Annotated in this window: 24 protein-coding genes; 10 read left to right on the top strand and 14 right to left on the bottom strand. The window is 71.3% G+C overall.

Annotated features, from left to right (window positions below; all coding sequences use genetic code 11):
• Positions 1-79 precede the first annotated feature (79 nt).
• On the top strand, positions 80-583 hold the full coding sequence (locus tag ATJ97_RS00580) for a DUF2243 domain-containing protein (protein ID WP_098482075.1): 504 nt from the start codon (positions 80-82) through the stop codon (positions 581-583).
• Positions 584-590: 7 nt separating this feature from the next.
• Entirely contained in the window at positions 591-1385 is a 795-nt protein-coding gene (locus tag ATJ97_RS00575; RefSeq protein ID WP_098482074.1) for a cytochrome c oxidase assembly protein, read from the top strand.
• Between the two features lie 43 nt (positions 1386-1428).
• Here ATJ97_RS00575 and ATJ97_RS00570 read toward each other — a convergent pair whose 3' ends face one another.
• On the bottom strand, positions 1429-2712 hold the full coding sequence (locus ATJ97_RS00570; protein ID WP_245861904.1) for an MFS transporter: 1284 nt from the start codon (positions 2710-2712) through the stop codon (positions 1429-1431).
• Positions 2713-2853: 141 nt separating this feature from the next.
• Entirely contained in the window at positions 2854-3459 is a 606-nt protein-coding gene (locus tag ATJ97_RS00565; protein WP_245861901.1) for a rhodanese-like domain-containing protein, read from the bottom strand.
• Positions 3460-3624: 165 nt separating this feature from the next.
• On the opposite strand from ATJ97_RS00565, the gene ATJ97_RS00560 reads away from it, so the two are divergent.
• Positions 3625-4392: a class E sortase gene (locus ATJ97_RS00560; RefSeq protein ID WP_098482071.1), complete on the top strand. Its 768-nt coding sequence runs from the start codon at positions 3625-3627 to the stop codon at positions 4390-4392.
• Complete coding sequence (locus tag ATJ97_RS19595) at positions 4392-4547, top strand: hypothetical protein (protein ID WP_170036989.1); 156 nt, start codon at positions 4392-4394, stop codon at positions 4545-4547. Before ATJ97_RS00560 ends, ATJ97_RS19595 begins: the two co-directional genes overlap by 1 nt.
• Positions 4548-4610: 63 nt before the next feature.
• On the opposite strand, the gene lnt is transcribed toward ATJ97_RS19595, so the two are convergent.
• The 4 genes from lnt to ATJ97_RS00540 are packed head-to-tail and all read right to left on the bottom strand — an operon-like array spanning position 4611 to position 8308.
• Positions 4611-6347, bottom strand: a complete 1737-nt coding sequence (gene lnt / locus ATJ97_RS00555) for an apolipoprotein N-acyltransferase (RefSeq protein WP_245861899.1) — start codon at positions 6345-6347, stop codon at positions 4611-4613.
• A 44-nt stretch (positions 6348-6391) separates the two neighbouring features.
• Entirely contained in the window at positions 6392-7372 is a 981-nt protein-coding gene (locus ATJ97_RS00550) for a M48 family metalloprotease (RefSeq protein WP_098482069.1), read from the bottom strand.
• On the bottom strand, positions 7369-7764 hold the full coding sequence (locus ATJ97_RS00545; RefSeq protein ID WP_245861896.1) for a BlaI/MecI/CopY family transcriptional regulator: 396 nt from the start codon (positions 7762-7764) through the stop codon (positions 7369-7371). The genes ATJ97_RS00550 and ATJ97_RS00545 overlap by 4 nt, the downstream gene beginning before the upstream one ends.
• A complete protein-coding gene (locus ATJ97_RS00540) occupies positions 7757-8308 on the bottom strand; it encodes a hypothetical protein (protein WP_098482068.1) in 552 nt (183 codons plus the stop codon). The genes ATJ97_RS00545 and ATJ97_RS00540 overlap by 8 nt, the downstream gene beginning before the upstream one ends.
• Positions 8309-8439: 131 nt before the next feature.
• Here ATJ97_RS00540 and ATJ97_RS00535 point away from each other — a divergent pair, with 131 nt between their 5' ends.
• From ATJ97_RS00535 to ATJ97_RS00525, 3 genes are read left to right on the top strand one after another with little or no spacing between them, the layout of a single operon-like run.
• Positions 8440-9192: a DsbA family protein gene (locus ATJ97_RS00535; RefSeq protein WP_098482067.1), complete on the top strand. Its 753-nt coding sequence runs from the start codon at positions 8440-8442 to the stop codon at positions 9190-9192.
• Between the two features lie 5 nt (positions 9193-9197).
• On the top strand, positions 9198-10088 hold the full coding sequence (locus ATJ97_RS00530) for a cytochrome c biogenesis CcdA family protein (RefSeq protein WP_098482066.1): 891 nt from the start codon (positions 9198-9200) through the stop codon (positions 10086-10088).
• On the top strand, positions 10085-11263 hold the full coding sequence (locus tag ATJ97_RS00525; protein ID WP_098482065.1) for a hypothetical protein: 1179 nt from the start codon (positions 10085-10087) through the stop codon (positions 11261-11263). Before ATJ97_RS00530 ends, ATJ97_RS00525 begins: the two co-directional genes overlap by 4 nt.
• A 281-nt stretch (positions 11264-11544) precedes the next feature.
• On the opposite strand, the gene ATJ97_RS00520 is transcribed toward ATJ97_RS00525, so the two are convergent.
• The 5 genes from ATJ97_RS00520 to ATJ97_RS00505 all read right to left on the bottom strand — a co-directional run bounded on the left by ATJ97_RS00520 (position 11545) and on the right by ATJ97_RS00505 (position 14800).
• Entirely contained in the window at positions 11545-12165 is a 621-nt protein-coding gene (locus tag ATJ97_RS00520) for a recombinase family protein (protein WP_211286996.1), read from the bottom strand.
• 327 nt (positions 12166-12492) lie between these two features.
• Entirely contained in the window at positions 12493-12657 is a 165-nt protein-coding gene (locus ATJ97_RS19590; RefSeq protein WP_170036986.1) for a hypothetical protein, read from the bottom strand.
• A gap of 39 nt (positions 12658-12696) precedes the next feature.
• Entirely contained in the window at positions 12697-14058 is a 1362-nt protein-coding gene (locus tag ATJ97_RS00515; RefSeq protein ID WP_098482064.1) for a hypothetical protein, read from the bottom strand.
• On the bottom strand, positions 14055-14360 hold the full coding sequence (locus ATJ97_RS00510; RefSeq protein WP_098482063.1) for a hypothetical protein: 306 nt from the start codon (positions 14358-14360) through the stop codon (positions 14055-14057). Before ATJ97_RS00510 ends, ATJ97_RS00515 begins: the two co-directional genes overlap by 4 nt.
• Positions 14361-14365: 5 nt before the next feature.
• The gene (locus ATJ97_RS00505) at positions 14366-14800 is read right to left on the bottom strand and encodes a hypothetical protein (RefSeq protein WP_143426825.1); all 435 of its coding nucleotides are present in this window, start codon (positions 14798-14800) and stop codon (positions 14366-14368) included.
• Positions 14801-14971: 171 nt separating this feature from the next.
• Between ATJ97_RS00505 and mobF the strand changes: the two genes are divergently transcribed.
• Positions 14972-18601 carry a MobF family relaxase gene (mobF, locus tag ATJ97_RS00500; protein WP_143426824.1) on the top strand — a complete coding sequence of 1210 codons (3630 nt, stop codon included), beginning with the start codon at positions 14972-14974 and terminating at the stop codon, positions 18599-18601.
• 478 nt (positions 18602-19079) lie between these two features.
• Here mobF and ATJ97_RS20720 read toward each other — a convergent pair whose 3' ends face one another.
• Positions 19080-19739 (bottom strand): helix-turn-helix domain-containing protein, encoded by a 660-nt coding sequence (locus ATJ97_RS20720; RefSeq protein ID WP_425432711.1) that lies wholly within the window; start codon positions 19737-19739, stop codon positions 19080-19082.
• Between the two features lie 251 nt (positions 19740-19990).
• Between ATJ97_RS20720 and istA the strand changes: the two genes are divergently transcribed.
• Together istA and istB are read left to right on the top strand one after the other, a co-directional pair.
• Positions 19991-21535 (top strand): IS21 family transposase, encoded by a 1545-nt coding sequence (gene istA, locus ATJ97_RS00495; RefSeq protein WP_098482060.1) that lies wholly within the window; start codon positions 19991-19993, stop codon positions 21533-21535.
• A complete protein-coding gene (istB, locus tag ATJ97_RS00490; protein WP_098482059.1) occupies positions 21532-22320 on the top strand; it encodes an IS21-like element helper ATPase IstB in 789 nt (262 codons plus the stop codon). The genes istA and istB overlap by 4 nt, the downstream gene beginning before the upstream one ends.
• Before the next feature lie 450 nt (positions 22321-22770).
• Here the strand turns inward: istB and ATJ97_RS20645 are convergent, their stop codons facing one another.
• Together ATJ97_RS20645 and ATJ97_RS00480 are read right to left on the bottom strand one after the other, a co-directional pair.
• Positions 22771-24186 (bottom strand): M23 family metallopeptidase, encoded by a 1416-nt coding sequence (locus tag ATJ97_RS20645; protein ID WP_098482058.1) that lies wholly within the window; start codon positions 24184-24186, stop codon positions 22771-22773.
• A gap of 33 nt (positions 24187-24219) precedes the next feature.
• The gene (locus tag ATJ97_RS00480) at positions 24220-24594 is read right to left on the bottom strand and encodes a hypothetical protein (protein ID WP_143426822.1); all 375 of its coding nucleotides are present in this window, start codon (positions 24592-24594) and stop codon (positions 24220-24222) included.
• Positions 24595-24667 lie beyond the last annotated feature (73 nt).

Below are 24667 nucleotides of genomic sequence, written 5' to 3'. Positions count from 1 at the left end.
CCGGCGTCCGGCGCGCGGGCCCGGTCTCCGTCGACGACGATGACGGGACGAGACCCAGCGGACCGGAAGGACCTTCTCGATGGCGACGTCGGACTCCGCGGCCAGCGTCCCCGCCGGACGGCCCGCCGAGCGGGGAGTGATCGACCTCGACCGGCGGACCGTCTACTCCGGGCTCTTGTTCGGCGCCGGGATCGCGGCGTCGATGATCGACTTGTTCATCTTCCATCTGGCCCTGCACTGGCATCACTTCTACGACCGCTCCACCACCGAGGTGGCGCTGACGGCGGACGGCTTCTTCCACGCCTTCGGGTGGTTCATCACCATCTGGGGGCTGTTCCTGCTCGCCGACGTCCGACGGCGCACCGAGGTGGCGTGGCGCCGTTGGGCCGCCGCCGTGGTCACCGGCGTCGGGCTGCTGCAGCTCCTCGACGGCGTCGTCGACCACAAGGTGCTGCGCATCCACCAGATCCGCTACGACGTGGACCTGCTGCCCTACGACGTCGCCTGGATCGGCTCCGCCGTGCTGCTCGTCCTCGTCGGCCTGCTCCTGCTGCGGCGGGCGCGGCCTCCCAGCAGCTCGTGAGCGGGGGATGAACCACCAGCACGGCGCCGGCCCCTGGCCCCTGCTCGAGACCGGCGTCGTCCTCGCCCTGCTCGTCGCCGCAAGCGGCTACGCGGCCGCGCTGCGGGCCGCGCGCGACCGCAGCCCGTGGCCCGTGCACCGCACCGCCCTGTGGTTCGCGGGGCTCGTCTGCGCCGGTGCGGCCATGCTCGGCCCGGTCGCCGAGGCGGCCCGGGCCAGCTTCACCGCCCACATGCTCGGGCACGTGCTGCTGGGCATGCTCGCGCCGCTTCTCCTGGTTCTCGGTGCCCCCGTCACGCTCGCGCTGCGGGCCCTGCCGGCAGACCGGGCCCGGACGCTGACGGGCCTGCTGCGCCACCCCGTCGTGCGGATCGTGACCCGCCCGGCCGTAGCCGCGACGCTCAACGCGGGCGGACTCTGGCTGCTGTACACCACCGACCTCTACCACCAGATGCACGGCTCGGCGCTCGTCCATGCGGGCGTGCACGCCCACGTCTTCCTCGCCGGCTACGTCTTCACGGCCTCGATCCTGAGCGTGGACCCCGACCCGCACCGCGCGCCGCTGACCGTGCGCGCCGCGGTGCTGGTCACCTTCATCGCCGTCCACTCCGTCCTGGCCAAGTGGCTCTACGCCCACCCGCCCGAGGGGGTGGAGCTGGCCGACGCCGAGGCTGGCGCCCAGCTGATGTACTACGCCGGCGACGTCGTCGACGTGACGCTGATCGTCCTGCTCCTCGCGGGCTGGTACACCGCCGCGCGACCACGGGACGCGGCCCTCGTCGGACCGCGCGCGGCGGCCTGATCCAGCTCCCGGTCGGCGGCCGCCGACCAACGGCCCGTCCGTATCATCCGCGCGCGCGGTGACCGCCGAGCAGCGTCCGGCCCGCGTGAACGGCCACGCCACCGACGAGCACGGCCATGACCACGTTGAGGACCCCGTAGCCGGACAGGCCCATCACGAACCCCGCGGCGAGGCTGCCGAGGGCACCCGCGCCGCTCATGAGGGCGTCCGAGAGGCCCTGGGCCGTGACGCGGCGTGCGGGCGGGACGGCCTCGACGAGGAGCGCGGAGCCGGCGATCGTGGCGGCCGACCAGCCGAGCCCGAGCAGCACCAGCCCGATCGTCACGGTCGTGATCGAGTCCTGGCCGATGCCGGCGAACCCGACCGCGACGAGCAGCACCGCCAACCCTCCGAGGGCGGTCACGCCGCCGCCGAACCGGTCGGCGGACCACCCCATCACGGGAGAGAGCGCGTACATCCCCGCGACGTGGAGGGAGATCGTGAAACCGACGATCGTCAGGAACGCGGGCCCCCCGGCTGTCGCCCCGGCGACGTGCTGGAGATGCAGCGGCGTCATGGACATCACCGCCACCATCGCGGTGTGCGCGGCCAGCAGCACGGTCAGCGCCGCCCGGGCGCGGGTCGAGCCCCGGACGGCAGCCCAGCCGTCGCGGACCGAGGGGCGGGCGATCGCGGCGGGACCGGCGGCGGCGGGGGCCGACCGGGCGACCGACGGCGCGGCGTCGAGCGCCTGGCGGAGGAGGAGCGGGTCCGGCCGCAGACCCACCTGCAGCAGGACGGCACCGAGCACCATGCCGGCGCCGGAGATGAGGAACGGGCCGGCCTCCACGGGGAGGCCGACGGCCTGGGCCAGGGCCGCGCCCAGAACGACCATGTTCGGGCCGGCGACGGCACCGATGGTCACCGCCCACACCACCAGGGAGAGGTCCCGGCCACGGTGCTCGGGACGTGCCAGGTCGGTGGCGGCGAACCGGGCCTGCAGGTTCACCGCCGAGGCGACGCCGACCAGGAAGGCGCCGAGGAGGAGCAGCGGGAACAGTCGCCAGACGGTCGCGCCGACGATGAGGACGGTCCCCAGGGTTGCCGCCGCCAGGCCGGTCGTGAGGGCGGTGCGCCTGCCGCGGCGCACAGCAAGGGTCGAGAGCGGCACCGCCAGCAGTGCGGGTGCCAGGGTCAGTGCCGTGGTGGTGGTACCGGCGAAGGCGTCGTTCCCGGACAGGTCGACGGCGAGGATCGAGCCGAGTGCCAGCGTGGACCCGTTGCCCAGGGCGCTGAAGATCTGCGCGAGGGTCATCGTCCGCACGGTGCGGCGCTGGACCACGTCCATGTCAGGACGGTGATCGGGCAGTGCGGCGTGACGGGCCATACGGCTGAACCTCGAGGCAGTGGGGAGACGAGGAGCCGCCCCGCGGGGGGACGGGGCGGCTCCAGCTTGGCACCGCCGCACCACGGCGGCGGAGGGTGTGCGTCAGGCGGTGGTGGTGTCCGGCCGGAGCTGTGCGATGGCGTCGGCCGGGTCCAGCGACGTCCCGCGGTTGTACGGGAGCTTCGACAGTGCCGCGCCCATCGCGCAGGTGTTGGTCAGCGAGGCGAACGTGAGACCGCCGCCGAGACCGGCGGCGAGCCATTTCGCGCCCGGGGCGCGGACGCTGGCGAGGATGCTGCCGAGCACGACCGTGCCGGCCACGAGGCGGACCTGACGCTCGAGGTCCCACTTCTGCTTCCCGCGCCGGATCTCGCCGCCGGAGGCCTGCCAGGCCTGCATGCCGCCGTCGAGCAGGTGCAGGTTGGGGAGCCCGGCCGTGGCCAGGGCCTCCTTCGCCTGGGTGGCCCGCTGGCCCGAGCGGCAGACGAGGACGACGTCCTCGTCGAGGTGCCGGGCGATCTCCTCGCGGTGCTCCTTGAGCGTGTCCAGCGGGACGTTGTACGCCCCGGGGATGTGGACCGTCTCGAACTCGGCCGGGGTGCGGACGTCGATCAGGCGCGGGGGCGCGGCCGAGCTGAGCCGCTCGGCGAGGGCGTCGGGGTCGAGCACGGTCTGGTCTGTCGTCCTGTCGGTGTTGAGAGCTGTCACGAACCCGTTTCCTGAGGTTGGGGTTTCTCCGCCGAAGCGGCGACCGGAATACCCTACGGGGTATCGATCGGTACGGCAAGGTCGGTGTTCCGTCGAGCTTCTGTGGCTCCGTCGACGACGGTTCTCCGGACGGACGGGTGCAGAAAGTGCAGTAGCGTCGTGCCCGTGGTCACGACCGAAGCGCCGACGGAGGCTCGCCGCAGGCGCGCCGGCGGTGGACGTCGCGCGCGCCGCAGCGCCGCAGCCGTCCTGACCGGCCTGGTGGGCGAGCTGCTGCTTACCGCGGGCGTGCTCGTCGGCCTCTTCGTCGTCTGGCAGGTGTTCTGGACGGACCTGGAGGTCCGCGACGACCAGGCTGCCGCGGTCGAGGAGATCCGCAGCACGTTCACCGAGCCCGAGGTCGAGCGGAGCGCCGAGCTGCGGACCGACGCGCCCCCTGCCGTGGAACCGGTCGGGAACGCCGTGGGATTCGCCACGATGCACGTCCCCCGGTGGGGCGCCGACTACCAGGTGCCGGTGGTCGAGGGGGTGGGCATGTGGGACGTGCTCAACACCGGTGCGGCCGGCCACTACCCGGGCACCGCGATGCCCGGAGAGGTCGGCAACTTCGCGCTCGCCGCCCACCGGCAGTCCTACGGCGCACCGTTCGCCCAGATCGACAAGCTCGAGCACGGCGACCGGGTTGTCGTCGAGACGGCGCAGGCGTGGCTGGTCTACGAGGTCACCGAGGACTACGTGACCACCCCGGACCAGGTCGACGTCATCGCCCCGGTGCCCCGCAGGCCCGGCGAGGAGCCGACGGCGCGAACCATCACCTTCACCACGTGCCACCCGCTGTGGAGCACCCGTGAGCGCTGGATCACCCACGGCGAGCTCGCCGGGTGGGTGCCCCGGTCCGAGGGCAAGCCGGTCGAGCTGCTGGAGGGTTCCTGATGTACGCGGCGATCTGGCGGGTCCTGCCCGGACCGCGGTGGTTCAGGGTGCTCGAGGCGGTCGTGCTCGGCCTCGCCGTCGTCTGGGCGCTGTTCACCTGGGTATTCCCCTGGGTGGCGCAGAACGTGGGGCTCCTCGACACCACCCTGGCGTGACGCGCCCGCGTGGGGGCGATCGGTGCAGGAGTGTCGACCTCTGGCACGTGAGCGTGCCAGCGATCATGCCTTCACACTGCTCCGGCCGCGCAGGAACTCATCGTGCGCGCCGTGGTGCACCTCCTGACGGCCGGCATCGAGCAACTGCCGCCCGCTGTGCCGGGTGCGGCGGCTCAGCGCACCGCCCGCGACGGCGGCAGCCGCCAGGACCCAGACGGTCGTCCTGGGTGCTGTGCCGAGCCGTGTGGCGGGCGTCAGGCTGGTGCGAAGCGGGAGCGTCGCGGCCATCTGCTCGGAGGTGAAGAGGCCCGTGCGCTGGACCACGGTTCCGTCGGGCAGGACGATGCCGCTGGCGCCGACCGTGGAGATCTGGACCGTTGCCCGACCGTGCTCCACCGCGCGAAACCGTGACATCGCCAGCTGTTGGGTCGACTCCTGAGAGTGACCGAAAGATGCGTTGTTGGTGGGGATGACGATGAGTTCTCCGCCACCGCGAACTCCCTCGCCGATCAGGTCGGCGTAGGCGACCTCGAAGCAGATGCCCACGGTGACATCGACGGCGCGCCCGAGTCGCTCGACGGGGACGGACATCTCAGCAGGGTCGGTGCCGGCCGCCATGTCGGTTCCGATCAGGTCCACAAGTGGGGTGATCCGCCGGAAGAGGTCCCGGTAGGGCACGTACTCTCCGAACGGGACCGGATGCTGCTTGGCGTAGGCGGAACCGGCCCCTTGATCCGCCTGCCACAGCACCATCTCGTTGTAGCGGATGTCCTGACCGTCGGGAAACCGCTGGGTTCCCATCAGCAGTGGCGCGTCCACCGCTTCGGCCGCCGCTTCGACCAGCGCGGCCTGCTCGGCGTCGGTCCGCGGGTCGATGTCTGCAGCGCTCTCCGGCCAGAGCAGCAGGTCGAGCCCGTCCGACTCCACCGATTCTGCAAGCCGCTGCGTGCCTGCCGCATGGTTGGCTGTGACCTCGCGGGCCTGGGCCGCCCAGTGGGCGCCCTGTTGCGGAACATCGCCCTGGACAGCACCCACGCGCAGCTCTCCAGCTTCTGCGCCCGTCGAGAGGGGCAGGAGCGACGGCCCGATGGACAGGGCAGCAACGACGCAGGCAACGCCGAGGACGGCGGAGTGGCTCGATCGACGTTCCTGCGTCGCCGCCAGCGCGATCAGCCCAGCGATGACCACCACTGTCGCTGACACCAGGACCTCGCCGCCGTAGGCGGCCAACGGCAGTACTGGGGCGTCGACCTGGGAGAAGGCAAGGATGCCCCACGGAAACCCACCGAACGGCCACGAGCCCCGCACCTGCTCGATCGCCACCCAGACAGCGGCGGCGACGGCCGTCTGGATCAGCGGGTGCTCACGGACCCAGGCGGCCTGCCGGGCTACCGTCCAGGCAATCGCGAAGCCCGCGACGTAGAAGGCCTGCGAGAGACTGAGCGCGATCCATGGCAGGGGCGACCCGGTGGCGAGGGCCGCCCAGTGGACGTGCGGCAGGAAGAACGCAAGGCCCCACACCAGTCCGGTGAGCCCGGACTGCACCGTTCGCAAATCACGCAGCGCGATCAGGAGCAGTGCGACCCCGAGGTAGGCCAACGGCCACCAGCCACGGTCCGGGAAGGCGAGGTTGGTCAGCCATCCGCCCGCAGCGCTGATCAGGAGTGGCGTCACCGAGGGCGCCGATCGGGTTTTCATCGGACCGGGATGTAAGGCTCCGCTCCGTTGCGCCTCGGTGGTCGGGACGACGGCATCCCGCGATCCGGTGTCGGCCCCCGTCGGTGCTGAGCTGGCGGTCACGGGTGGTGGCACTCCTTGTGCGTCGTTCGCTAGGCCGCCGGCTGTCAGCAGCTGGCCGTGACGGCCACCGAGAGGTAGGGGACGGAGACCAGGAGGACCGCCCCTGCCATGGCGACGAGGTAGGCGGCGACGACAGCGACACCTCCGCGGGGCGGGGACGGTGCTGCTGCCACCAGCCGCTGAGCCCGGGAGAGCGGCTGGTGCCGCGCGGCGTGCAGCGCGAGGGCGGGCGGCGGCCCCGACGTGCCCGGCCGGTGCAGTGCCAGCAGCGCCCCGGCCAGAGCGCGGGTGCCCCGCGCGCTACGGGCGGCGTCGTCGGCGGCCATCTCCGCGTAGCCGGCGACGGCGGCCGGGGCGGCGGCGACGAGCGGAACGGGGGCGAAGAGGCCGGCGAAGATCTGCAGGACGCCGATGACCGCGTGGTGCCGGCCGCGGACGTGCGCGCGCTCGTGCGCGAGCACCGCGGCGATCTGGTCGTCGTCCAGGCCGTCGAGCGCGCCCTGGGTCACGACGATGCCGTCGCGCCGGCGGGGCAGCGCGTAGGCGGTTCGCTCGGCCGAGGGGACGACCCACGCCGAGGTGCCCTGCACCTGCCGCAGCTCGGCCACGGCGGCGAGCGTGCGCAGCTGGCGGCGCAGCTCCCGGCGGTACGCGATCAGGCGCACGGCCGCGTAGCCCAGCAGCCCGATCGTCACGGCGGCGGGGACGAGGAGGAGCAGGTAGGTGGGCAGCACCTGCGTCGTCCACCCCGGCACCGACGCGAAGGGGTTGGCCGCCGTGAGGCAGCGCCGGCACACCGTGCCGGCCGCACCGGGAAGGCCGGGACCGGCGACCGTCCACGCGAGCAGCGGCCCGACGCTGAGCAGCCCGAGCACCCACAGCACCGCCGAGGAGGCCCACAGCGCCATGCCCCACGTGGGGCGTGCGCTCAGTGCCGGGGCGAGCCGCCCGAGGAGAGCCGGCCCAGCGGTGGCCCCGAGCAGCAGGAGGGCCGTCAGCGCGGCGGCGACGGTCAGCACCGTCACGACGGCGTCGCCCCGTCGGTGCCCGGGCCGGTCCCGCCGTCGGCAAGAAGGCTGCGTAGGAGCGCGACGTCGCCGTCGGACATCGACTCCACGAAGTGGAGCAGCGAGGCTTGGCGGTCGGCACTGGAGGTCAGGGCCTCGGTCATGAGACCGGCGACGTACTCGCCGCGGTTGTGCAGCGGGCGGTACGCCCACGTGCGGCCCGCCGGCACGCGCTCCACCAGTCCCTTCTTGACGAGGTTGTTCAGGACGGTGGCGATCGTGGTGTAGGCGAGGGTGTGCGACGTCTGCTCCAGCACGTCGCGCGTGCAGAGCTCGGTCGGGCAGTCCCAGAGGATCTCCATGACCTCCTTCTCGAGCGTGCCGAGCCGGGGGAGGTGTGTCTCAACCACGGGCCACCGCCGCTGGGAGGGGGCACGCGACCTGCCCGCGCAGCCGCACCACGAGCGCTACGGCCGTCAGGCCCAGCCCGGCCGCCGCGAGCACCGGCTGGACGGGGGCGAACCACGTCAGCGCACCGGTGTAGCCGAGAGCCAGCAGCACGATCTTGTTGCACACCGGGCACCCCACGGCGAACCACGTCAGGAGGCCGCCCGCCATCCCGGCTCGGCTCGCGCGCTCGCCGTCGGCCCGGGGTGCCTCGTCCGGCTCCGCCGTCCTACGGGGGCGGACGTAGGTGGCCACAAGCAGCCCCGCGAGGACGGACGTGAGCACCCACACGGGGTAGCTCCATGGCTCCACCGGAATTTCGCGACCGAAGACCGGGTTGGGGATCAGGACGGTCGGCACGCCGATCGTCACCGCCACCACCACGGTGGCTGCGACGGCGGCCAGCACCTGACGCGCGGACCACATCCGTAGGGCGGCGACGGCGAGCGTTCCGGTGCTGCGGGCGGAGGACATGAGCCGGCGCAGGCTGGTAGATCGAACGGGCATGTGTCTACTATGCCGCATAGATCACTACTACGTCAGTTAGTAGACCGTCGCCCGCGCGGACTAGTAGACCGTCGCCCGCGCGGACGCTCCTCGTGTTCGCAGTCCCAGCACCCGATTCGAGAGGCCATTTCATGCCTTCCACCCCCACCACCTCGTCCGCGCGCAGGCCGGCGTGGCTGGTCCCCGTCCTCGTGGCCCTGGTGGCCGCCGTGCTCGTCGCCGTCTCGCTGGTGGCGCGCGGCGGGGACTCCGAGGCGGGGGCGGCCGCGGAGCCTGAGGGGTCGACCGGCGAGGGCCCGGTCGCCGAGGTCGTGGAGCCCGAGCAGGAGGCGCTGCCGGACATGGCCCGCCGGGACCCGGCCGATCCCATGGCCGTCGGCCCGGCCGACGCGCCGGTGAGCCTCGTCGTGTACTCGGACTTCCAGTGCCCGTTCTGCGCGATGTGGAGCGAGCAGACGCAGCCGACGATGCTCGAGAGCGCCGAGGCCGGCGACCTGCGCATCGAGTGGCGTGACATCAACGTCTTCGGCCAGGCGTCCCTGACCTCCGCCCGCGCGGCGTACGCCGCCGGGCTGCAGGACCGGTACGTCGAGTACCACGACGCGCTGTTCGAGGGCGGCGAGAAGCGACCGGCCGGCGAGCTCGACGAGGAGTCGCTCATCGAGCTGGCCGCCGAGCTCGGCCTGGACACCGAGCGGTTCACCGCCGACCTGCGCTCCGAGGAGACCGCCGCGGCCGTGGCGGCGAACCAGGACGAGGCGGCGTCGCTCGGTGTCTACTCGACACCCGCCTTCCTCCTCGGCGGCACTCCGATCCTGGGCGCCCAGCCCACCGACGTCTTCGTCAAGACCCTCGACGACGCACTGGCCGAGGCGCAGGGCTGAGCGCCGTGGAGCTCACCCTCCTCGCCGCCTTCCTCGGCGGTGCCCTCGCACTCCTCAGCCCCTGCGGGGCGCTCCTGCTACCCGCGTTCTTCGCGTCGACGGCCGGTGCCGGCGCGCGACTGCTCGGCCACGGCACCGTCTTCTTCCTCGGCCTCGCCACCCTGCTCGTCCCCCTCGGACTCGGCGCGTCCCTCGCCGGCTCGCTGGTCACCACTCACCGGGACCTCCTCGTCACCGGCGCGGGCTGGCTCATCATCGTCTTCGGCGTCCTCCAGATCTTCGGCATCGGCTTCGACCTGGCCAAGCTGCTGCCCGGCGTCCGGAGCGTGCAGGCCACCGCCCCTCGCCAGTCCGGCCTGGTGCGGTCCTACCTGCTCGGCGGGGTCTCCGGCGTCGCCGGGTTCTGCTCCGGCCCGATCCTCGGCGCCGTGCTCACCATGGCCGCGACCGAGGAGTCCCTCGTGGTCGCCGGCACCATGCTCGCCGTCTACGGCGCCGGGATGGTGGTCCCGCTGCTCGGGCTCGCGGCGCTGTGGAACCGTCTCGGCGCCGCCGGCCGGGCGCGTCTGCGCGGGCGCGAGGTGCAGGTCGGTCGGCTCCGGCTCCACACCACCTCGGTGGTCACCGGCATCGTCCTGGTGGCCGTCGGCATCGTCTTCGTCACCACCAACGGCATGGCGGCGCTGCCGGAGCTCCTGCCGGCCACCCTGCTGGGCAGCCTCCAGACCACGGTGCTGTCCATGTCCGCCGCCGTGCCCGAGCCGCTCCTCATCGTCATCGCGGCCCTCGCCGTGCTCGGTGTGTGGGCGTGGCGACGGCGGGGCGGCGCCCGCGCCGACGTCCCCGCAGGGGCGCCCGCCACGGATCGAGACATCAACGAGGAGGTCGCCTCGTGAAGGCAGCCCCGACCGCCGCGGCCGCCGGGGTGCTCCTCGCCGTGCTCGCAGGCTGCGCGACGGAGCCGGAACCGGCCCAGGTCGACCCGACCCCGGTCGCGGTGGACGAGCCCGCGAAGGCCTCAGACGTGAGCCCCCAGAGCCTGCCGCTGCCGCTCGCGCCGTTCGAGGTCGTCGCCACCGGGTGGACCGAGCAGCCGCTGGAGCACGACGGCATCTTCCTCGGAATCCGCTCCCCGGAGGCGCCCGAGGACCCGCTGCGGTTCATCACGACCGACAGCGAGGGCACCGTCCTGTGGGAGGCCGAGCGCCCGCCGTCGTGCACCGGGTTCGCCCTCAGCCGCGCCACTGACCGCCCCGTCGCCGTCCTGACCGACCTCGAGAGCACCGACGACGCCGTCGCGCAGACCACCGCCACCGCCTACGACCTCGCCACCGGCGAGCGGCTCTGGGGCCCGGTCGACGTCCCCGGTCCCCACCACGGCCCGGGCCTCGTCTTCTCCTCCTCGGCACCGCGCGCGGCGATCGGGGAGACCGGACCACGGGCCGCTCTCGATCCCGCCACCGGCGCCACCGTCCGGGACGAGAAGGACCAGCCCGGTACCGCCGTCGTCGGGGAGTACGACGGCGTCGTCCTGACCGCCGCCGACGGAGCCCTCACGGCCACCGGCCCGGACGGCGAGGAGAGGTGGTCGCTGCCCCTCACGGATGCGGGCATCCCCGAGGGGAGCGGGGTGACCTCCGTGGCCGGCGCCCGCCCGCCCGACGGGACAGCGCTGGTCGGACCGGCCGGCGCGGAGAGCGGGGCACTCATCGACCTCGCCGACGGCACGGTCCTTGCCACCGACGTGGAGGACGCACGCCGGGACCCGGGCACGGGCACCGTCGTCACCCGAGCCGAAGCGGTAGTCACCGGACGCACGGCCGAGGGCACGGCCTGGACCCGCGAGCTCGACGGCGAGGTCACCCTCGCCGGGGTCGGTGGCGTCCTGGCCTACCTCCGCGTCGGCGACGCCGTACAGGTCCTCAACGCCGCCACCGGTGAGGACGCCACCGTCTACGTCGAGGGCGCGTCCCCGCTCGCCGTACCTGCGCTCTTCTCCTCCGACGGCGCCGCCGTCGTCCCGCTCGACGAGCAGCTGCTCGTCACCACCCGACCGGTCGGAGCAGAGTAGACCATTGCTCCCCATCGGCTCGTGGGTGCAAACCTGTGGCGGCTACGCCCCGGGGTACCTGCGACCGGCCTCTTCTCGTGTGCCATAGGAAGCGACAGTGATGAGTTCCTATCTAATATGCTGGGGCGTCGAATAACGTTCGGTTCTGAAGCGCGCCGGGAGTCAACTGCCGAGCCCCCTCGCGCGTCCAAAACCGGCCTCACAACGGTCTTGTCGAGTTGCGGTTCTGAGAGGTGTTTCTGAGGCGCTCGGACGGTGCGACGGCAGAACGCATCGTCCCGTCAGATCTCGGCGTCGGCTGCACCAGCGTCCGAACCCGCCTGCATGGCGGTGAGTGGCAGGGCGCGGTAGAGGGTCGATCGGTCAACGCCGAGCCGGCGCGCGACCTGGGCCTTGGGCACGCCGGCCCCGATCCACTCGCGAGCGTTGGTCAGGTCCTGGGCGGTCAGCTTGCGCGCTCTGCCGGTGTAGACGCCTCGCGCCTTCGCGGCGCGGATGCCCTCGGCCTGCCGTTCCTTGGCGATGGCCCGCTCCAGCTGGGCGAAGGACGCCATGATGTTCAGCTGGAACTCCGCGAAGGCGTCGGTGGCGCCCGGCCGGAAGGTGACCCTTTCGGAGAGGAACTCCACGACCACGCCCTTGGCGACCAGCTCGCCCACGATCTGGTTCAGGTCCACGACCGAACGGGCCAGGCGGTCCATCGAGGAGACCACGACCGTGTCCCCCTCGCGGGCATAGCCGATCAGATCCGCCAGGGCGGTGCGACCGTCGCGCCTAGCGCCGGACTGCTTCTCCTCGAACAGTCGATGCACCTGGCCGAGCGTGGCGATCTGCCGGGCGAGGTTCTGATCGGTGCTGGACACCCGCGCGTACCCGATCCGCTGCCCGGTGTGTTGCGTCATGTCTAGACCCTTCCACATATCTGTTGCAGAAGCCCAGAAGTGCACTTCATGCAACAGGCAAATGGCTGGCCACCGGCTGTAGCGTTGGGGTGCACCCAACTGCAACAGCGCAGTGCCCGCCGTAGTGGGGGAGGCGGCAAACTCGGTGCAGCACGAGATTCGTGGGCGGGCCTGGCATGAGAAAGCAGCCGACTGACACTGTCACCGATCGGCCGGTGGAACGAGCGCCGGGGCGTCCACGGCAGGCCGACGTCGAGCTGGCTGTTCGGCGGCGGTGCCTGCCGGCTGCGTTGTCATACCGTCCCTAGGGCGTGTCTCCCAATTGGTTTATGCATTTCCGGTGTCGTCGAGCACCTCGCGAAGCGCCTGGACGGCCTCCTCGCGGCTGGGGTAGCTATGACCGGACTGCTCGACGCCGCCGAGCCAGCGAGCGAGCCAGACCCACGAGCCGTCGGGTTGCTGGCGTACTCCCGTCTCACCATCGATGGCCATGCCACCATTGTGGCCAAAGAGTTCATTGGGAGACACGCCCTAGTGGCGGGGTGCCCGGCGGGTCGACTTCGTGACCTCACCCGCTACGGCAATGTCAGGGGAAGCGGGCCGGAGGTCTCGCTTTTTCTGGGTTGTCACGTGTGCGAGCGTGGAGCGGGCCGAGGTGAGTTCAGCGCGTGGGAGCAGGCTGAGTTCCGCGGCGGGATATGTCTCCCGGAGGTTGACCAGGGCAGTGACGAGGCGTGGTTCCTCGTCGAAGGCCCGGTGCAGGTCCCACTCGAACGGGCTCTCCATTGAGTAGGAGATGAGCCAGCGGCTGGAGGTGAGATGTTCCTCGGCTGTGCGTGAGAGCTGCTGAACGACAGTCGGGGCGTGGTGTACCGCGCCTCGCAGCAGCATGGCCTCTCGCCCCTCGAGAGGTGCTCCGTCCAGCCGACGGCGCTGTATGTACTCCCACATGCCCTGGGTCTGCATGAGGGGAGTCGGATCGCCGGGCATAGGGGAGGTGACGTCGCCCTGTTTGGGGCGAACCTGCTGCGCGATCTGCGTTCCCATTTCCCGCGCCAGGTCAGCGGCGCGTCGGTGGCGACCGTTCTCAAGGAGCTCTGCCGCGGTGAGCAGGATGCGTGCCTGGCCGAGTGCGGTGCCAGCGATGACGTTTGGACGTATCTCCTCGGCGCGCTGGAGCTGGATGGGGAGCCGGCGTTGTGCCTCGAGGAGGTCGCCGAACGAAGCCACCTCGACGGGACGTGCGCTGACCGGGGGAGTGTGCAGACCGGCGAGGTCCGGCAGGGATTCGGCGCGTGCTACGGCGGCGGCCTCGCCGGCAACAAGCCTCATCGGACTTTCGTCGGACCGGACCAACGCCTGAGTGGTGGGGGAGTCGTCGGAGTGGATGCGGCGCGCAGCGACGAGCAGCTGGCGGTCGAGGTCTTGGACGACAGGGGCCATGGCTGCGACGTCGGCGACGAGGCTCCACCGGTGGTTGTTCGCATAGGCGGGAGCCTCGCTCGTGAGGTGGTGGCGGGCGATGGTGGCTGCCCTGGTGGCCTCGTACCAGCGAGCTGCGGTGGAGGACGGCAGATGCTCTTTCCGTACCTCCATGAGCGCGAGGTGCGAGCGCACGGTTGGGTACCCATCGATGGTGTTCTGCAGTGCCTCGACGGGATTGTTCATCGCGTGCCGCAGGGTGGTTCGTTCGGCGAAGCGCCATCCCTCATCTGGCCGTGCTGTGGCTCGGCCTGTGGCGGTGGCGATCGCTTCCTGCATGAGTCGGACAGTCTCGTGGCGCCCCATGAGTGCGACGTCGAGGCCACGGTCGTCGAGATACCTCGAGCCTGAAGCCACGCTGAGGTTGGCGAGGTGCTGAGCGAGGCGGGCGCTGTACTCGCGGTACGTCATGAGGCTTTGCTCGTGTTGAGCTCGGCCCCGGCGCGAGCGATCGTAAGAGCCTCCTCGACGGACTCGGCCGCGTCCGCAGCTGCGAGTAGTGCGTCGCGGACCTCCTCGAGGCTCGGCAGTGGCAGACCGGATACGTCGCCGGCGGGCGGGAACGGCGGCAGCAGTCCCTCCAGGGTCCAGAACGCCATACTGGCGTCGATCCCGGCTTCGGTGCTGATCTCACCGTCATGTGCGGCGAGACGCTTGAGGAGTCGCCGCGCTCTGGCCATCTCTTCGGTTTGGGGGCGGGTTTCTATCGTCATGGCGATCAGACTCCGCTTCCGACGCCAGCCATGGTCGGCTCGTTGTGGACGACGGCTGATTCGTCGTGGGTCTGTGGATCGGGCTGCTCCGTGTCGACGCTCGATACAGCGCTCGACTCGGAGCTTGCCACGCCGGACTCTGGCTTCAGTTGATCCGCCTCCGCACGGATGCGGCGCACTTCTCGAGCCTCAATCTCCAGGAGGGCCGCTACGCGGGCCTGTGACTCACCCAGGTCGAGGAGGTCCAGGACGGCGGTGTGCATCCGGCTTTCGATGGCCTTGAGCTTCGCAGCAAGTTCACCGTGCTCATCGAGCGCGGTGAAGTACTCGGCCGCTGCGTCCTCGATCTTTCGGTCCCGCTGCTCGCGCTCTGCGTCAACACGAAGGCGTGCAAGACGAGCACGCTCGCGAGCATCGATCCGACTCTTCGTCCGAGCCATCACTTCCCCCTTGTTACGACTCTTCGGACTTCATTCGCTGACTCATTCGTCCGATTGCCGTCTCACCATATCGCTGCGCCACTTAACCCAACAACGCACACACCTCTTGCACTCGCTGTGAGGCGGTAGGGTGACGTCCGAAACGATCGCTGCGGAGGAAGGGTGCTCGCCATGATGACCGTGCACGTCCTCCACGCCGGCGACGGCTACACGTACCTCACGCGCCAGGTCGCCTCGGGAGACACCCCCCGTCAGGCAGGGGAGTCCTTGGCGGACTACTACGCCCACGAGGGCAACCCTCCTGGCCGCTGGGTCGGCGCCGGCCTGACGGGGCTCGGCATCTCCGGGCAGGTCACCGAGGAGCAGATGAAAGCCCTGTTCGGTGAGGGGCTGCACCCCGACGCGGACCGGCTGATCCGAGAGGCGATGGCCGACGGGGCGAGTGCCGAGGAGGCGGTCAAAACTGCCCGGCTTGGGCGCCGGTTTCCGCGCTTCGAGCCGGTCGACGACGAGGAGTGGACGACCTCGATCCGGGCCGCCTATGCGGACTTCAAGGCCGCGCACGGGCGTGCGCCGGAGGCCGGTGTCGAGCGAGACCTGATCCGGTGGGACGTCGCCGGGACGATCCTGGCGGGTCGGTTCGGTCGGCAGCCGGTCGACGCGGAACGGTCCCACTTCCTTGCCCGGCTCGGTCGCCAGCAGCGCCAACCGGTCGCCGGGTATGACCTGGTCTTCACCCCGGCGAAGTCCGTCTCGACGCTGTGGGCGCTGGCCGACGAGGAGGTGCGCAGTGAGGTCGCGGCCGCGCACGAGGCCGCATGGCAAGGTGCTTTCGAGTGGGTCGAGCAGGAGGCCGGCCTGACCCGGGTGGGTACGGGTGGCGCGGCCCAGATTGACACCCGCGGCCTGGTCGCCGCGACGTTCGACCACGCCGACTCGCGCACCGGGGACCCGAACCTGCACACCCACGTCGCGGTGTCCAACAAGGTTCAGGGCAGCGACGGGAAGTGGCGGGCGCTGGACGCCCGAGTGCTGCATTCCCTGGGGGTGGCGGCCTCGGAGCGGTACAACACCCTGATCGAGGAGGAGCTGCGCAGCCGGCTCGGGGTGCGGTTCGTCGACGAGGAGCGTGGCCGCGGCAAGCAGCCGGTGAGAGAGATTGAGGGTATCGACGCCCGGGTGCGGGCGGCGTTCTCTTCTCGGCGAGTTGCGATCGAGGAGGTCTACGCCGAGCTGACCGAGCGGTACCGGGCCGAGCACGGCCACGAGCCGCCGAAGGCGGTCCAGCTGCGCCTAGCCCAGCAGGCCACCCTGGACACCCGCGAGGGCAAAGAGGACGGCGTGACGCTGTCCGAGCGACGGCAGCAGTGGCGCCGGCAGGCCGCCGAGGTACTCGGCGACGAGGCCCACGTAACGGAGATGATCGCCGCCGCGGTGCACCGCGACAGCGGCGCGGACGGGACAGGTGTCGACGTCGACGAGCTCGCCCGCCGGGTCGTCGAGGAGGTCCAGGCCAAGCGCGCGACGTGGAAGCCGTGGCACCTGATGGCCGAGGCGATGCGGCAGGCCCGCCAGCACGCCACCGGTGACCTGACCGCCGTCGCCGAGCAGGTCGCAGCACGCGCTGAGGCCCTGTCGCTGCGGCTCGACCCGCCCGAGCTGAACCCGGTTCCCGAGGTGCTCCAGCGCGCCGACGGGGAGTCGGTCTACACCGTCCACGGGCAGCGCGTCCTGACCTCCCAGGCCGTGCTGGACGCCGAGCACAATCTCGTCCAGGGCGCGCTGCGCACCGGCGGCCCGGTCGTCGGCGAGCAGCAGTTCAGCGCCGCCCTAAGAACGATTGAGGAGGAGAGCGGGCGCACCCTGAACGACAGTCAGCGAGAGTTGGCGCGCGCGTTCGCCACCTCCGGACGTGAGCTCGTGGCAGGCATCGGCCCGGCCGGGACCGGGAAGACCACCGCCATGACGGCGTTCGCCCGCGCGGTGGAGAACACCGGCGGCCGGGTGCTCGCGCTGGCGCCGTCGGCGGCCGCCGCGAGCGTGCTGGGCGAGGAGCTCGGGGTGACTGCCGAGACCCTGCACAAGCTCATCCACGCCCACCGGAGCGGCACGGTGACCGAGGCGTTGCGCGTCGACGCCTCGACGGTGCTGCTCGTCGACGAGGCCGGCATGGCCGGCACGCCACTGCTCGATCAGGCCCTGACCCTAGCGCGCGAGCACGGGGCGAGCGTGCGGCTGCTCGGCGACCCCCAGCAGCTCGCCGCCGTCGAAGCCGGTGGGGCACTGCGCCTGATCGACGAACGGGTCGGGGCCGTGCGCCTCGAGCAGGTCCACCGGTTCACCGACCCCGACGAGGCCGCCGCATCGCTGCGCCTGCGCACGGGAGAGGCCGGTGCTGACGACTTCTACCTCGAGCGTGGCCGGGTGCGTGGTGGCACCCGTGAAGGGATGCTCGAGGAGGTCTACGCCGCCTGGTCGGCCGACACCGAGGCCGGTCAGGAGTCGGTCATGATCGCCGGGTCGAACACCGACGTGACCGCGCTGGCCGGGCAGGCCCGCCGCGACCTGGTGGCTGTCGGCCGGGTCGAGTCCGACGGTATCGTGCTCCACGACGGCAACCGTGCCGGTCGCGGCGACCGGGTCGTCACCCGGCTCAACGACCGCACCCTGCCCACCGCGAACGGCAAGGACTTCGTCAAGAACGGCGACGTCTGGGAAGTGCTGGACCGCGCCGACGACGGCCGGCTCCGCGTCCGGCACACCCGTCACGGAGGCACGCTGAACCTGCCCGCCGGCTACGTCGCCGGGCACGTCGAGCTGGCCTACGCCGCCACCGTGCACCGGGTCCAGGGCATGACCGTGGACACCTCCCACGCCCTGCTCGACGCCAGCACCGACCGCCAGAGCCTCTACACCGCCCTGACCCGCGGACGCCAGGACAACCGGGTCTACCTCGTCACCGACACCCTCCTCGGCGCCGACGGTCACGACGAGACCGGCCCGGCACGGTCGCCGGCCCAGGTCTTCGCCGGGATCATCGCCCGGGACGGCGCCGCACTGTCGGCAACCACCGCACAGGAGAATGCCTTCCGAGAGGCCCACAGCCTCGCCCGCCTGGTCCCAGAGGTCGAGGACGCCCTCGACCGGTTCGGGCACTACCCACCCGGCCTCGAGCCATGGCGCCCTGCCCCGGACGCCCCGGAATGGATCACCGTGCCCGACAGCGGTGGCCACCCGCAGGTGCGGGAGTGGGCCGCCCGACACGTCGAACTCATCGAGCAGCGCGTCGACCGCCTCACCGACCTGGCCCTCGCCGGTCGCACCGACTGGAGCCGGGAGCTCGGCCTACCGCACGACGACGTGTCCGACGAGGCGGTCGTCGGTACGCGCCTGGTGGCCGCCTACCGCGACCGGTACGGCATCACCGGGACCGACCCGCTCGGCGCCCGGCCTGAGCACGGCCACCAGGTGGAGGACTACCGGCGCGCCTCGGCGGCACTGGAGAACCTGCGCACCGGCCTGGCCCGCGCCGACGAGCGCGTGCCAGCACCGGCCGGTCAGATCACCGGAGAGGGGCCCGAACAGCTGCAGGAGCCTTCCGCGGCCGAGCGGCTCCGTCGGCACGTCCACCGCTCCGAGGACCGCAAGGACGACGGCGAGGAGCAAGGCACGCAGGACAGACTCGCCCGGGCGCGCGAGCAGCTGCTCCAGCGACGCGAGGCCCGCCAAGGGGCGGACCGGCCGGACAACAACGGCGTCCCTCGGCACGGAGGACCCCGGCGCAGCGGTCCGCAGCTGTAGCCGGCGAACGGGGCGCCCTGTCGCATCCGCTTCATCCCACGTTCGCCCCTGCGGGCACACGGAGACGATCAAGGGGCGATAGCACCGGGCTGCGCTCATGTTCAACAGCGCTCGAGGTGGTGCCCGAAGGGCTCGATGGGGCATTTCAGCTGCCCCGAACCGCCCGAACGAGTCGGATGATGTCCGCCCGCGCCCGCTTCGGCTGCTGGACAAACCAGCGTAGAAAGACGGCCGTAGCGACGACTACGAGCCCCATAAGGATTGCTGACACGAGTGGCGTGTGGACGAACACCAGGCAGAGGGCGCCAGTTGATACGAGTTTCGAGAACATGAGCTTGCCTGCCTTTGGGCATAAAAAAAGCCCGCAGAAGCGGGCTTGGTGGGTGAGGAGGTCTTGAGTTGTGCTTGGCGGTATCAGGGCAGGGCTGTGCCTAGGGAGGTCGCATGGTCAGACCTCCCTCCGAACGGAGTGGTGCTGTTAGTCCCCTACTCGAAGCCGACGGCGCCGCCGAAGGGCGAATGGAGCAGGCCGCGGGAGTTCCCGCGCGTGGGCGGCTGCGATTACGTCGCCCAGGCGAAGCTGAGTAGCTCGGGCCTGCGACGACGCAAGTGGCTTTAGATGGCCCCGGTGAATCCAGGAGCGGATGGTCGAGGGGCTGACCTGGATCAAACGCGCGGCTTCGCTAACGTCGACGACCGCGTCGTAGTGCTTCGGCCGGATCTTGTCGATCGGGCGCAACTCCACGAGGTAGCCGTGGGTGCGGCGGCCCTGAGCGGTTGCCTTTCGCCTCGCTTTGATGTCGTCGTAGGCGGCGAGAACTTCTCGTGTACTGAATAGATTGGAGGGCCCGAGTTTGCCCACTGGGCTGATGTAGCCCCGGGCGACCCAGCGGCGTACGGTCGCCGGCGTCACACTCAACAGGCTGGCAACGTCGCGAGTCGTGATCTCTGACTCATAACGCAGGTTGCGAATGGGATCGTCCCACTCATCCTCGGGAGGTCGCCGCTTCGTGAACTGACGTGGGCCCGGGCGCCGCTTAAAGACAGGGCGATAGGGGGGTGGCGTCCAAACCGGCGGAGTCGCCGGGCGACGCGGGCGGGACTCGGGAGTGGAGGGGTCCCTCGCATGTGCCTGCACAGGCACTTGTGGTGTCGGAAGGTAGCGGCTGGCGACAGGTGCCGGGACAGATGCCAGCGGACATGCCAGCCTCCCTGTCGGCGGACATGACGTCTCCCTGCTGACGGACAGCTGATCTCCCTGTCTGTGGCCGTGGGGCTGATGTCGTGTCGGTCCCGAGATGTGCGTCCCTCCGGGGATTTGCTCGAGGTCTCTGACCACCTTGAGCACTCCGACCGGAGGGACGCGTGAAGAAGTCTGACAGGGAAGTCATGGAGATTCTCGAAGCGTTTGATGCCACGGGCAGCGCGCATTCGGCGGCGCAGCTGGCCGGGGTCGATCCGAAGACGGTGCGCCGCTACGTCGCGGCGCGGGACGCGGGCCGGCCGGTCATGGGCCCGGCGCGGCGGCCGCGGATGATCGATCCGTATCTGCCGAAGGTCGAGGAGTGGGTCGACCGCTCCTGCGGCAAGGTCCGCGCCGACGTGGTCCACGAACGCCTGGTCGCGCTGGGCTTCACCGGGACCGAGCGTTCCACCCGGCGGGCGGTCGCGCAGGTCAAGGCGGCCTGGCGGGCGGGGAACCGGCGCACTTACCGCCCGTGGATCACCGAGCCGGGGCTGTGGTTGCAGTTCGACTGGGGCGAGGGCCCGAAGGTGCCGGGCCCGGACGGGCAGCCGAGGCGGACGGTGCTGTTCTGCGCCTGGCTGGCCTGGTCACGGTTCCGGGTGGTGATCCCGGCCTGGGACCAGACCCTCGCGACGCTGATCGCGTGCCTGGACGCGACGTTGCGGCGCATCGGTGGGGCGCCGACGTACGTGCTGACCGACAACGCCAGGACCGTCACGGTCGATCACGTCGCCGGGGTGGCGGTGCGTCATCCGCAGATCGTCGAGGCAGGACGCCACTACGGGCTGCAGGTTCACACCTGTGTCCCGTTCGACCCGGAGTCGAAGGGTGGGGCGGAGAACACGGTGCGGATCGCCAAGGCCGACCTGGTCCCGACGGAGGCGAACCTGCGCAGCGCGTACTCCTCGTTCGCCGAGCTGCAGGGCGCCTGCGAGGACTTCTGCGAGAGCGTGAACACGCGCCGGCACCGCGAGACGGGCCGGGTCCCGGCCGAGATGCTCGCCGCGGAGCGCCAGCGCCTTCATCCGCTGCCGGCGGCGCCGCACACGGCCGCGCTGGGCCAGACCCGGGTGGTCGGAACCGATCAGACGGTGCGGTTCGGGTCGGTGCGCTACTCCACCCCGCCGGGCCTGGTCGACGCCGAGGTGTGGTGCCGCGTGACCGGCGACGAGCTCGTGATCGTCGTCGATCTCGACGCCCTGAGGGTCAAGCCGTCCTGGGTCGGGGAGCGGCGCGGCCTGGTCGAGGTCGCCCGCCACCGCCTGTCGACGCCCGGGTCCCCGCGGATCGACCACGCCCACTATCCCGACCATCCGCAGGATCCCGACGGGGCGCCCCGACCGCCCAGGATCAAGCCACGCTCCGCCGCGGAGGCCGACTTCCTCGCCATCGGGCCCGGCGCCCGGCAGTGGCTCATCGAGGCCTCGGCGGCCGGCACGGTACGGATCCGGGCGAAGATGGCCGCCGCGGTCGAGCTCGCCACCCTGGTCGGCACCGAGCAGGTTGACGCCGCCCTCGGTGTCGCGGCCGCCGCCGGCCGCTTCGCCGAGCACGACCTCGCCTCCATCGTCACCCACCGCGCCACCGGCGCCCCCTCGGCCGACCTCGTGATCGCCGACGAGTCCTACTCCGCCCAGCCCGGCACCGCCGCCTGGGCCAGCTTCGGCACGAACGGAGCCCCACGATGACGACCACCACCACGACGACCCGTCCGGCGCCGCCGCTGCCCGAGGACCTGACCGCGGTGCTCAAGCGCATGCGCCTGCCCTACCTGCGCGCCGCCGCCCCCGAGGTCCTGGCCACCGCACGCGCCCAACGCTGGGACCCGGCCGAGGTCCTGCGGGTCCTGCTCGCCGAGGAAGTCCGCGGCCGCGACGAGGCCACCAAGGCCATGCGCCGCAAGACCGCCGGCCTGCCGGCCGGGAAGACCTTCGCCTCCTGGCGCGAGCACGACAGCTCCATCCCAGTCCCGACCCAGTCCGCGCTGGCGACCCTGGAGTGGGTCGGCCGGGCCGAGAACCTCGCCATCAGCGGGCCCTCGGGGACCGGGAAGACCCACTTCGTCGAGGCGCTGGCACACAAGGTCATCGACGCCGGCATGCGGGTCGCCTGGTTCACCCTCGAGTCCCTCACCGCCGCGATCGGCAAGGCCACCGTCGACGGCTCGGTCGCCAAGACCATCGCGCGGATCACCCGGGCCGAGCTCATCGTCATCGACGACATCGGCATGCTCCCCAGCGGGCAGGCCGCCGCCGAGGCGTTCTACCGCGTCGTCGACGCCGCCTACGAACGCCGCTCCCTGGCCGTCACGAGCAACCTCCACCCCTCGGGGTTCGACACCATCATGCCCAAGACCCTCGCCACCGCCGCCGTCGACCGCCTGCTCCACCACGCCCACGTCATCGTCACCGAAGGCACCTCCCTCCGGCTCACCGAGGCCACCGCCGGCAAGGGGGTGGTGCCGTTGACCTGACCTCAAGGGAGATCAACTGTCCGCGCACAGGGAGATGAACTGTCCGCGGACGGGGAGATCAAATGTCCGCCCACGAGGAAGTCCCGGTGTCCGTTGACAACAGAACTCAGGTGCGAATCGACCCATTCCCCGTCTGTGCGCAACTGGACGATCACATCTCTCGATGTACGGCCGAGCGCTCGGGCTAACTCATGGACCCGCATCCAGCCAATCTAACTGTGTGACAGTGCAACGCATGGGTACGAATCTGGGACTCTGCCCTGGCTGAAAACGCAGAGAAGCCCTGACGTTCTGCATTGTCAGGGCCTCACTTTGGGCGCACTACGCCCACCGCGCTTAATGGTGCCACAACTTTGCCGACTCTCGATGAACCTCAAGTGCGACAGCGTGTCGACGCGGCCGCGCTTAGCTTGGGCACTTGGTGATCCGTCGCAGCGTCCTATTTTTCTCTCAACCGAGGCGGGTGCCTTGGGTGGCCATGAAAGGCTCGGGGTCGGTGTGCTCGCCGTTGACGTAGACGGCGAAGTGAAGGTGGCAGTTAGTGGAGTTGCCGTCGTTGCCGACGACGGCGATGAGCTGGCCGGCGGTGACGTGCTGGCCGGGCCGGGTCAGCAGGTCGCTGGCGTACATGTGGTTGTAGCTGGTCTGGATGCCGTCGCCGTGGTCGATGACGATGACGTGCCCCGTCAGTCCGAGGCGCGGGTGCGGGCCGCCGGCGTAGGTGACCTGGCCGTCGGCGGCGGCGTAGATCGGTGTGCCGCAGGCGGCGCCGAAGTCGGTGCCGGCGTGGAAGCTGGAGCCGAAGAGCAGACGGGGCCCGTACGGGGAGGTGATGGGTCCGTCGACCGGTGCCACCCACTGCCCGGTGGCGGGTCCGGCCGGTCCCGCTGTAGTGGCGGCGAGGCAGTCCAGCGGCCCGGTTTCTGCGTTCGCCGACGGGGTCGGGGTGACGTTGACGTGCGGGTGGTCGAGGTGGTTGGCGGTGTCCGAGCCGCGGTCGGCCATGGGCTGCCAGCCCTTGTCCGCCTCGGCGGTGCGCCAGATTGCTTGGCGCCAGATGATGTAGTCCACGCTGAGCCGGTCGGCGTGCGCGATGAGGTAGGAGACGATCGCGTCGCCGGTGGCGGTGTCGTCGTGGGTCATGAAGTCCACGGCCAGGCCGGCGGGGTGGCCGCCGGCGTCGACCGCGCTGTCGCGGTAGCCGCCGATCTCGGCGAGGTCGAAGCGCGCACCGACCTCCTCGGCAAGGGCTTGCGTGTGGGGCTTGACCGGGCCGAGGTCATAGCGATGACCTGGGGCACGGTCGTCGGTCGTGTCTGTCTCGCTGAGAGCGGTGACGACCTGGACGGCGGCGTCCCAGTAGTCGGCGTAGTGCAACGGGTCGGCGTTGCGCTGGACCCGGTTGGCGGCCAGCGTGGGTTGGAGGTCGCGCCAGCCCTCGATCTTGTTCAGGGCGTCGAAGAACATGGCGGCCGAGCGGGCGGGGTCCATCCGGTCGGCGTAGGTGCCCCAGGCGCCGTTGTCGCGCTGCTGGAACAGGCCGCGGCTATCCGGGCCGGCGGCGTCGCCCCGGTCGAGGACCCGCAGACCGGACTCGCCCATGGCCGTCATGACGCCGATGGTCTGGCCCCAGGCGTCCATGCCGCGCTCGGCGCCCACGCGCATGATCGTGGCGGCGTTGGCGAGCTGCTCGCCGGAGTAGCCGGCGATCTGCCCGTCGGGGACGTCGCCGACGGCGAGGGCCGTGCCCGGTGTGCACACGCCCGCGGGGGCGGGCCGGCTCAGGCCCGTGCCGACGAAGAGCACGAGCACGAACCCGCCGAGCACGGCGAGGACCGTGCAGACCGCGACGGCCGTCTTCTTCACAGCGTTTCTCGTCCTCCCCCCGGACGGGCGTGTTCAGTCGATCGGGTCGGCGTACTCGACCAGCCAGGGATCGGTGGCCGCGGTGCGGGTGAGCGTGACCAGGTACGGGCCGGCGTCGGTTTCGACACGGACCTCGGCGAGCGACGCCGAGCTGGTATCCAGGACCTCCCCGCCGTCGGTCACGGTGGTGGCAGGCACTGCCGCGGGGTCGACGTAGGCGAAGGTCTCCGCGCCGGTGGTGGTCATCAGCCCGGCGATCCCGGCGTGCCACTGCTGAGCGGCCAGGTCGGGGCGGGCGAAGGCGCGCATGAACGCCACCGCCCGGTCGGCGGCCTCCTCGGCGGCGGTCTCGTCCCACGTCGGCGGCGGGTCGGTGGGGTCCTGTTCCTGCCCGGTCAGCTCCTCCATCGGCTGGTCCGTCGGCCGGGAGCTCGAGGTGGCCGGTGTGGAGCTGGGCGCCGTCGGTGCGGCGGCCGGCTGC

The sequence above is a fragment of the Georgenia soli genome (genome assembly GCF_002563695.1).
Classification (GTDB): Bacteria; Actinomycetota; Actinomycetes; order Actinomycetales; family Actinomycetaceae; genus Georgenia; species Georgenia soli.
The sequence above is the reverse complement of the archived record's forward strand: the minus strand, read 5'-3'. Positions and strand labels throughout refer to the sequence as shown.

Excerpts from the sequence above, each read along its gene's own strand:
- ATJ97_RS19595 (WP_170036989.1), top strand. The coding sequence starts at position 4,392 with ATGTACGCGGCGATCTGGCGGGTCCTGCCCGGACCGCGGTGGTTCAGG.
- ATJ97_RS00575 (WP_098482074.1), top strand. The coding sequence starts at position 591 with ATGAACCACCAGCACGGCGCCGGCCCCTGGCCCCTGCTCGAGACCGGC.
- ATJ97_RS00580 (WP_098482075.1), top strand. The coding sequence starts at position 80 with ATGGCGACGTCGGACTCCGCGGCCAGCGTCCCCGCCGGACGGCCCGCC.
- istB (WP_098482059.1), top strand. The coding sequence starts at position 21,532 with ATGACGACCACCACCACGACGACCCGTCCGGCGCCGCCGCTGCCCGAG.
- ATJ97_RS00535 (WP_098482067.1), top strand. The coding sequence starts at position 8,440 with ATGCCTTCCACCCCCACCACCTCGTCCGCGCGCAGGCCGGCGTGGCTG.
- mobF (WP_143426824.1), top strand. The coding sequence starts at position 14,972 with ATGATGACCGTGCACGTCCTCCACGCCGGCGACGGCTACACGTACCTC.
- istA (WP_098482060.1), top strand. The coding sequence starts at position 19,991 with ATGGAGATTCTCGAAGCGTTTGATGCCACGGGCAGCGCGCATTCGGCG.
- ATJ97_RS00570 (WP_245861904.1), bottom strand. The coding sequence starts at position 2,712 with ATGGACGTGGTCCAGCGCCGCACCGTGCGGACGATGACCCTCGCGCAG.
- ATJ97_RS00510 (WP_098482063.1), bottom strand. The coding sequence starts at position 14,360 with ATGACGATAGAAACCCGCCCCCAAACCGAAGAGATGGCCAGAGCGCGG.
- ATJ97_RS00480 (WP_143426822.1), bottom strand. The coding sequence starts at position 24,594 with ATGGAGGAGCTGACCGGGCAGGAACAGGACCCCACCGACCCGCCGCCG.
- ATJ97_RS00505 (WP_143426825.1), bottom strand. The coding sequence starts at position 14,800 with ATGGCTCGGACGAAGAGTCGGATCGATGCTCGCGAGCGTGCTCGTCTT.
- ATJ97_RS00540 (WP_098482068.1), bottom strand. The coding sequence starts at position 8,308 with ATGCCCGTTCGATCTACCAGCCTGCGCCGGCTCATGTCCTCCGCCCGC.
- ATJ97_RS00520 (WP_211286996.1), bottom strand. The coding sequence starts at position 12,165 with ATGACGCAACACACCGGGCAGCGGATCGGGTACGCGCGGGTGTCCAGC.
- ATJ97_RS19590 (WP_170036986.1), bottom strand. The coding sequence starts at position 12,657 with ATGGCCATCGATGGTGAGACGGGAGTACGCCAGCAACCCGACGGCTCG.
- ATJ97_RS00515 (WP_098482064.1), bottom strand. The coding sequence starts at position 14,058 with ATGACGTACCGCGAGTACAGCGCCCGCCTCGCTCAGCACCTCGCCAAC.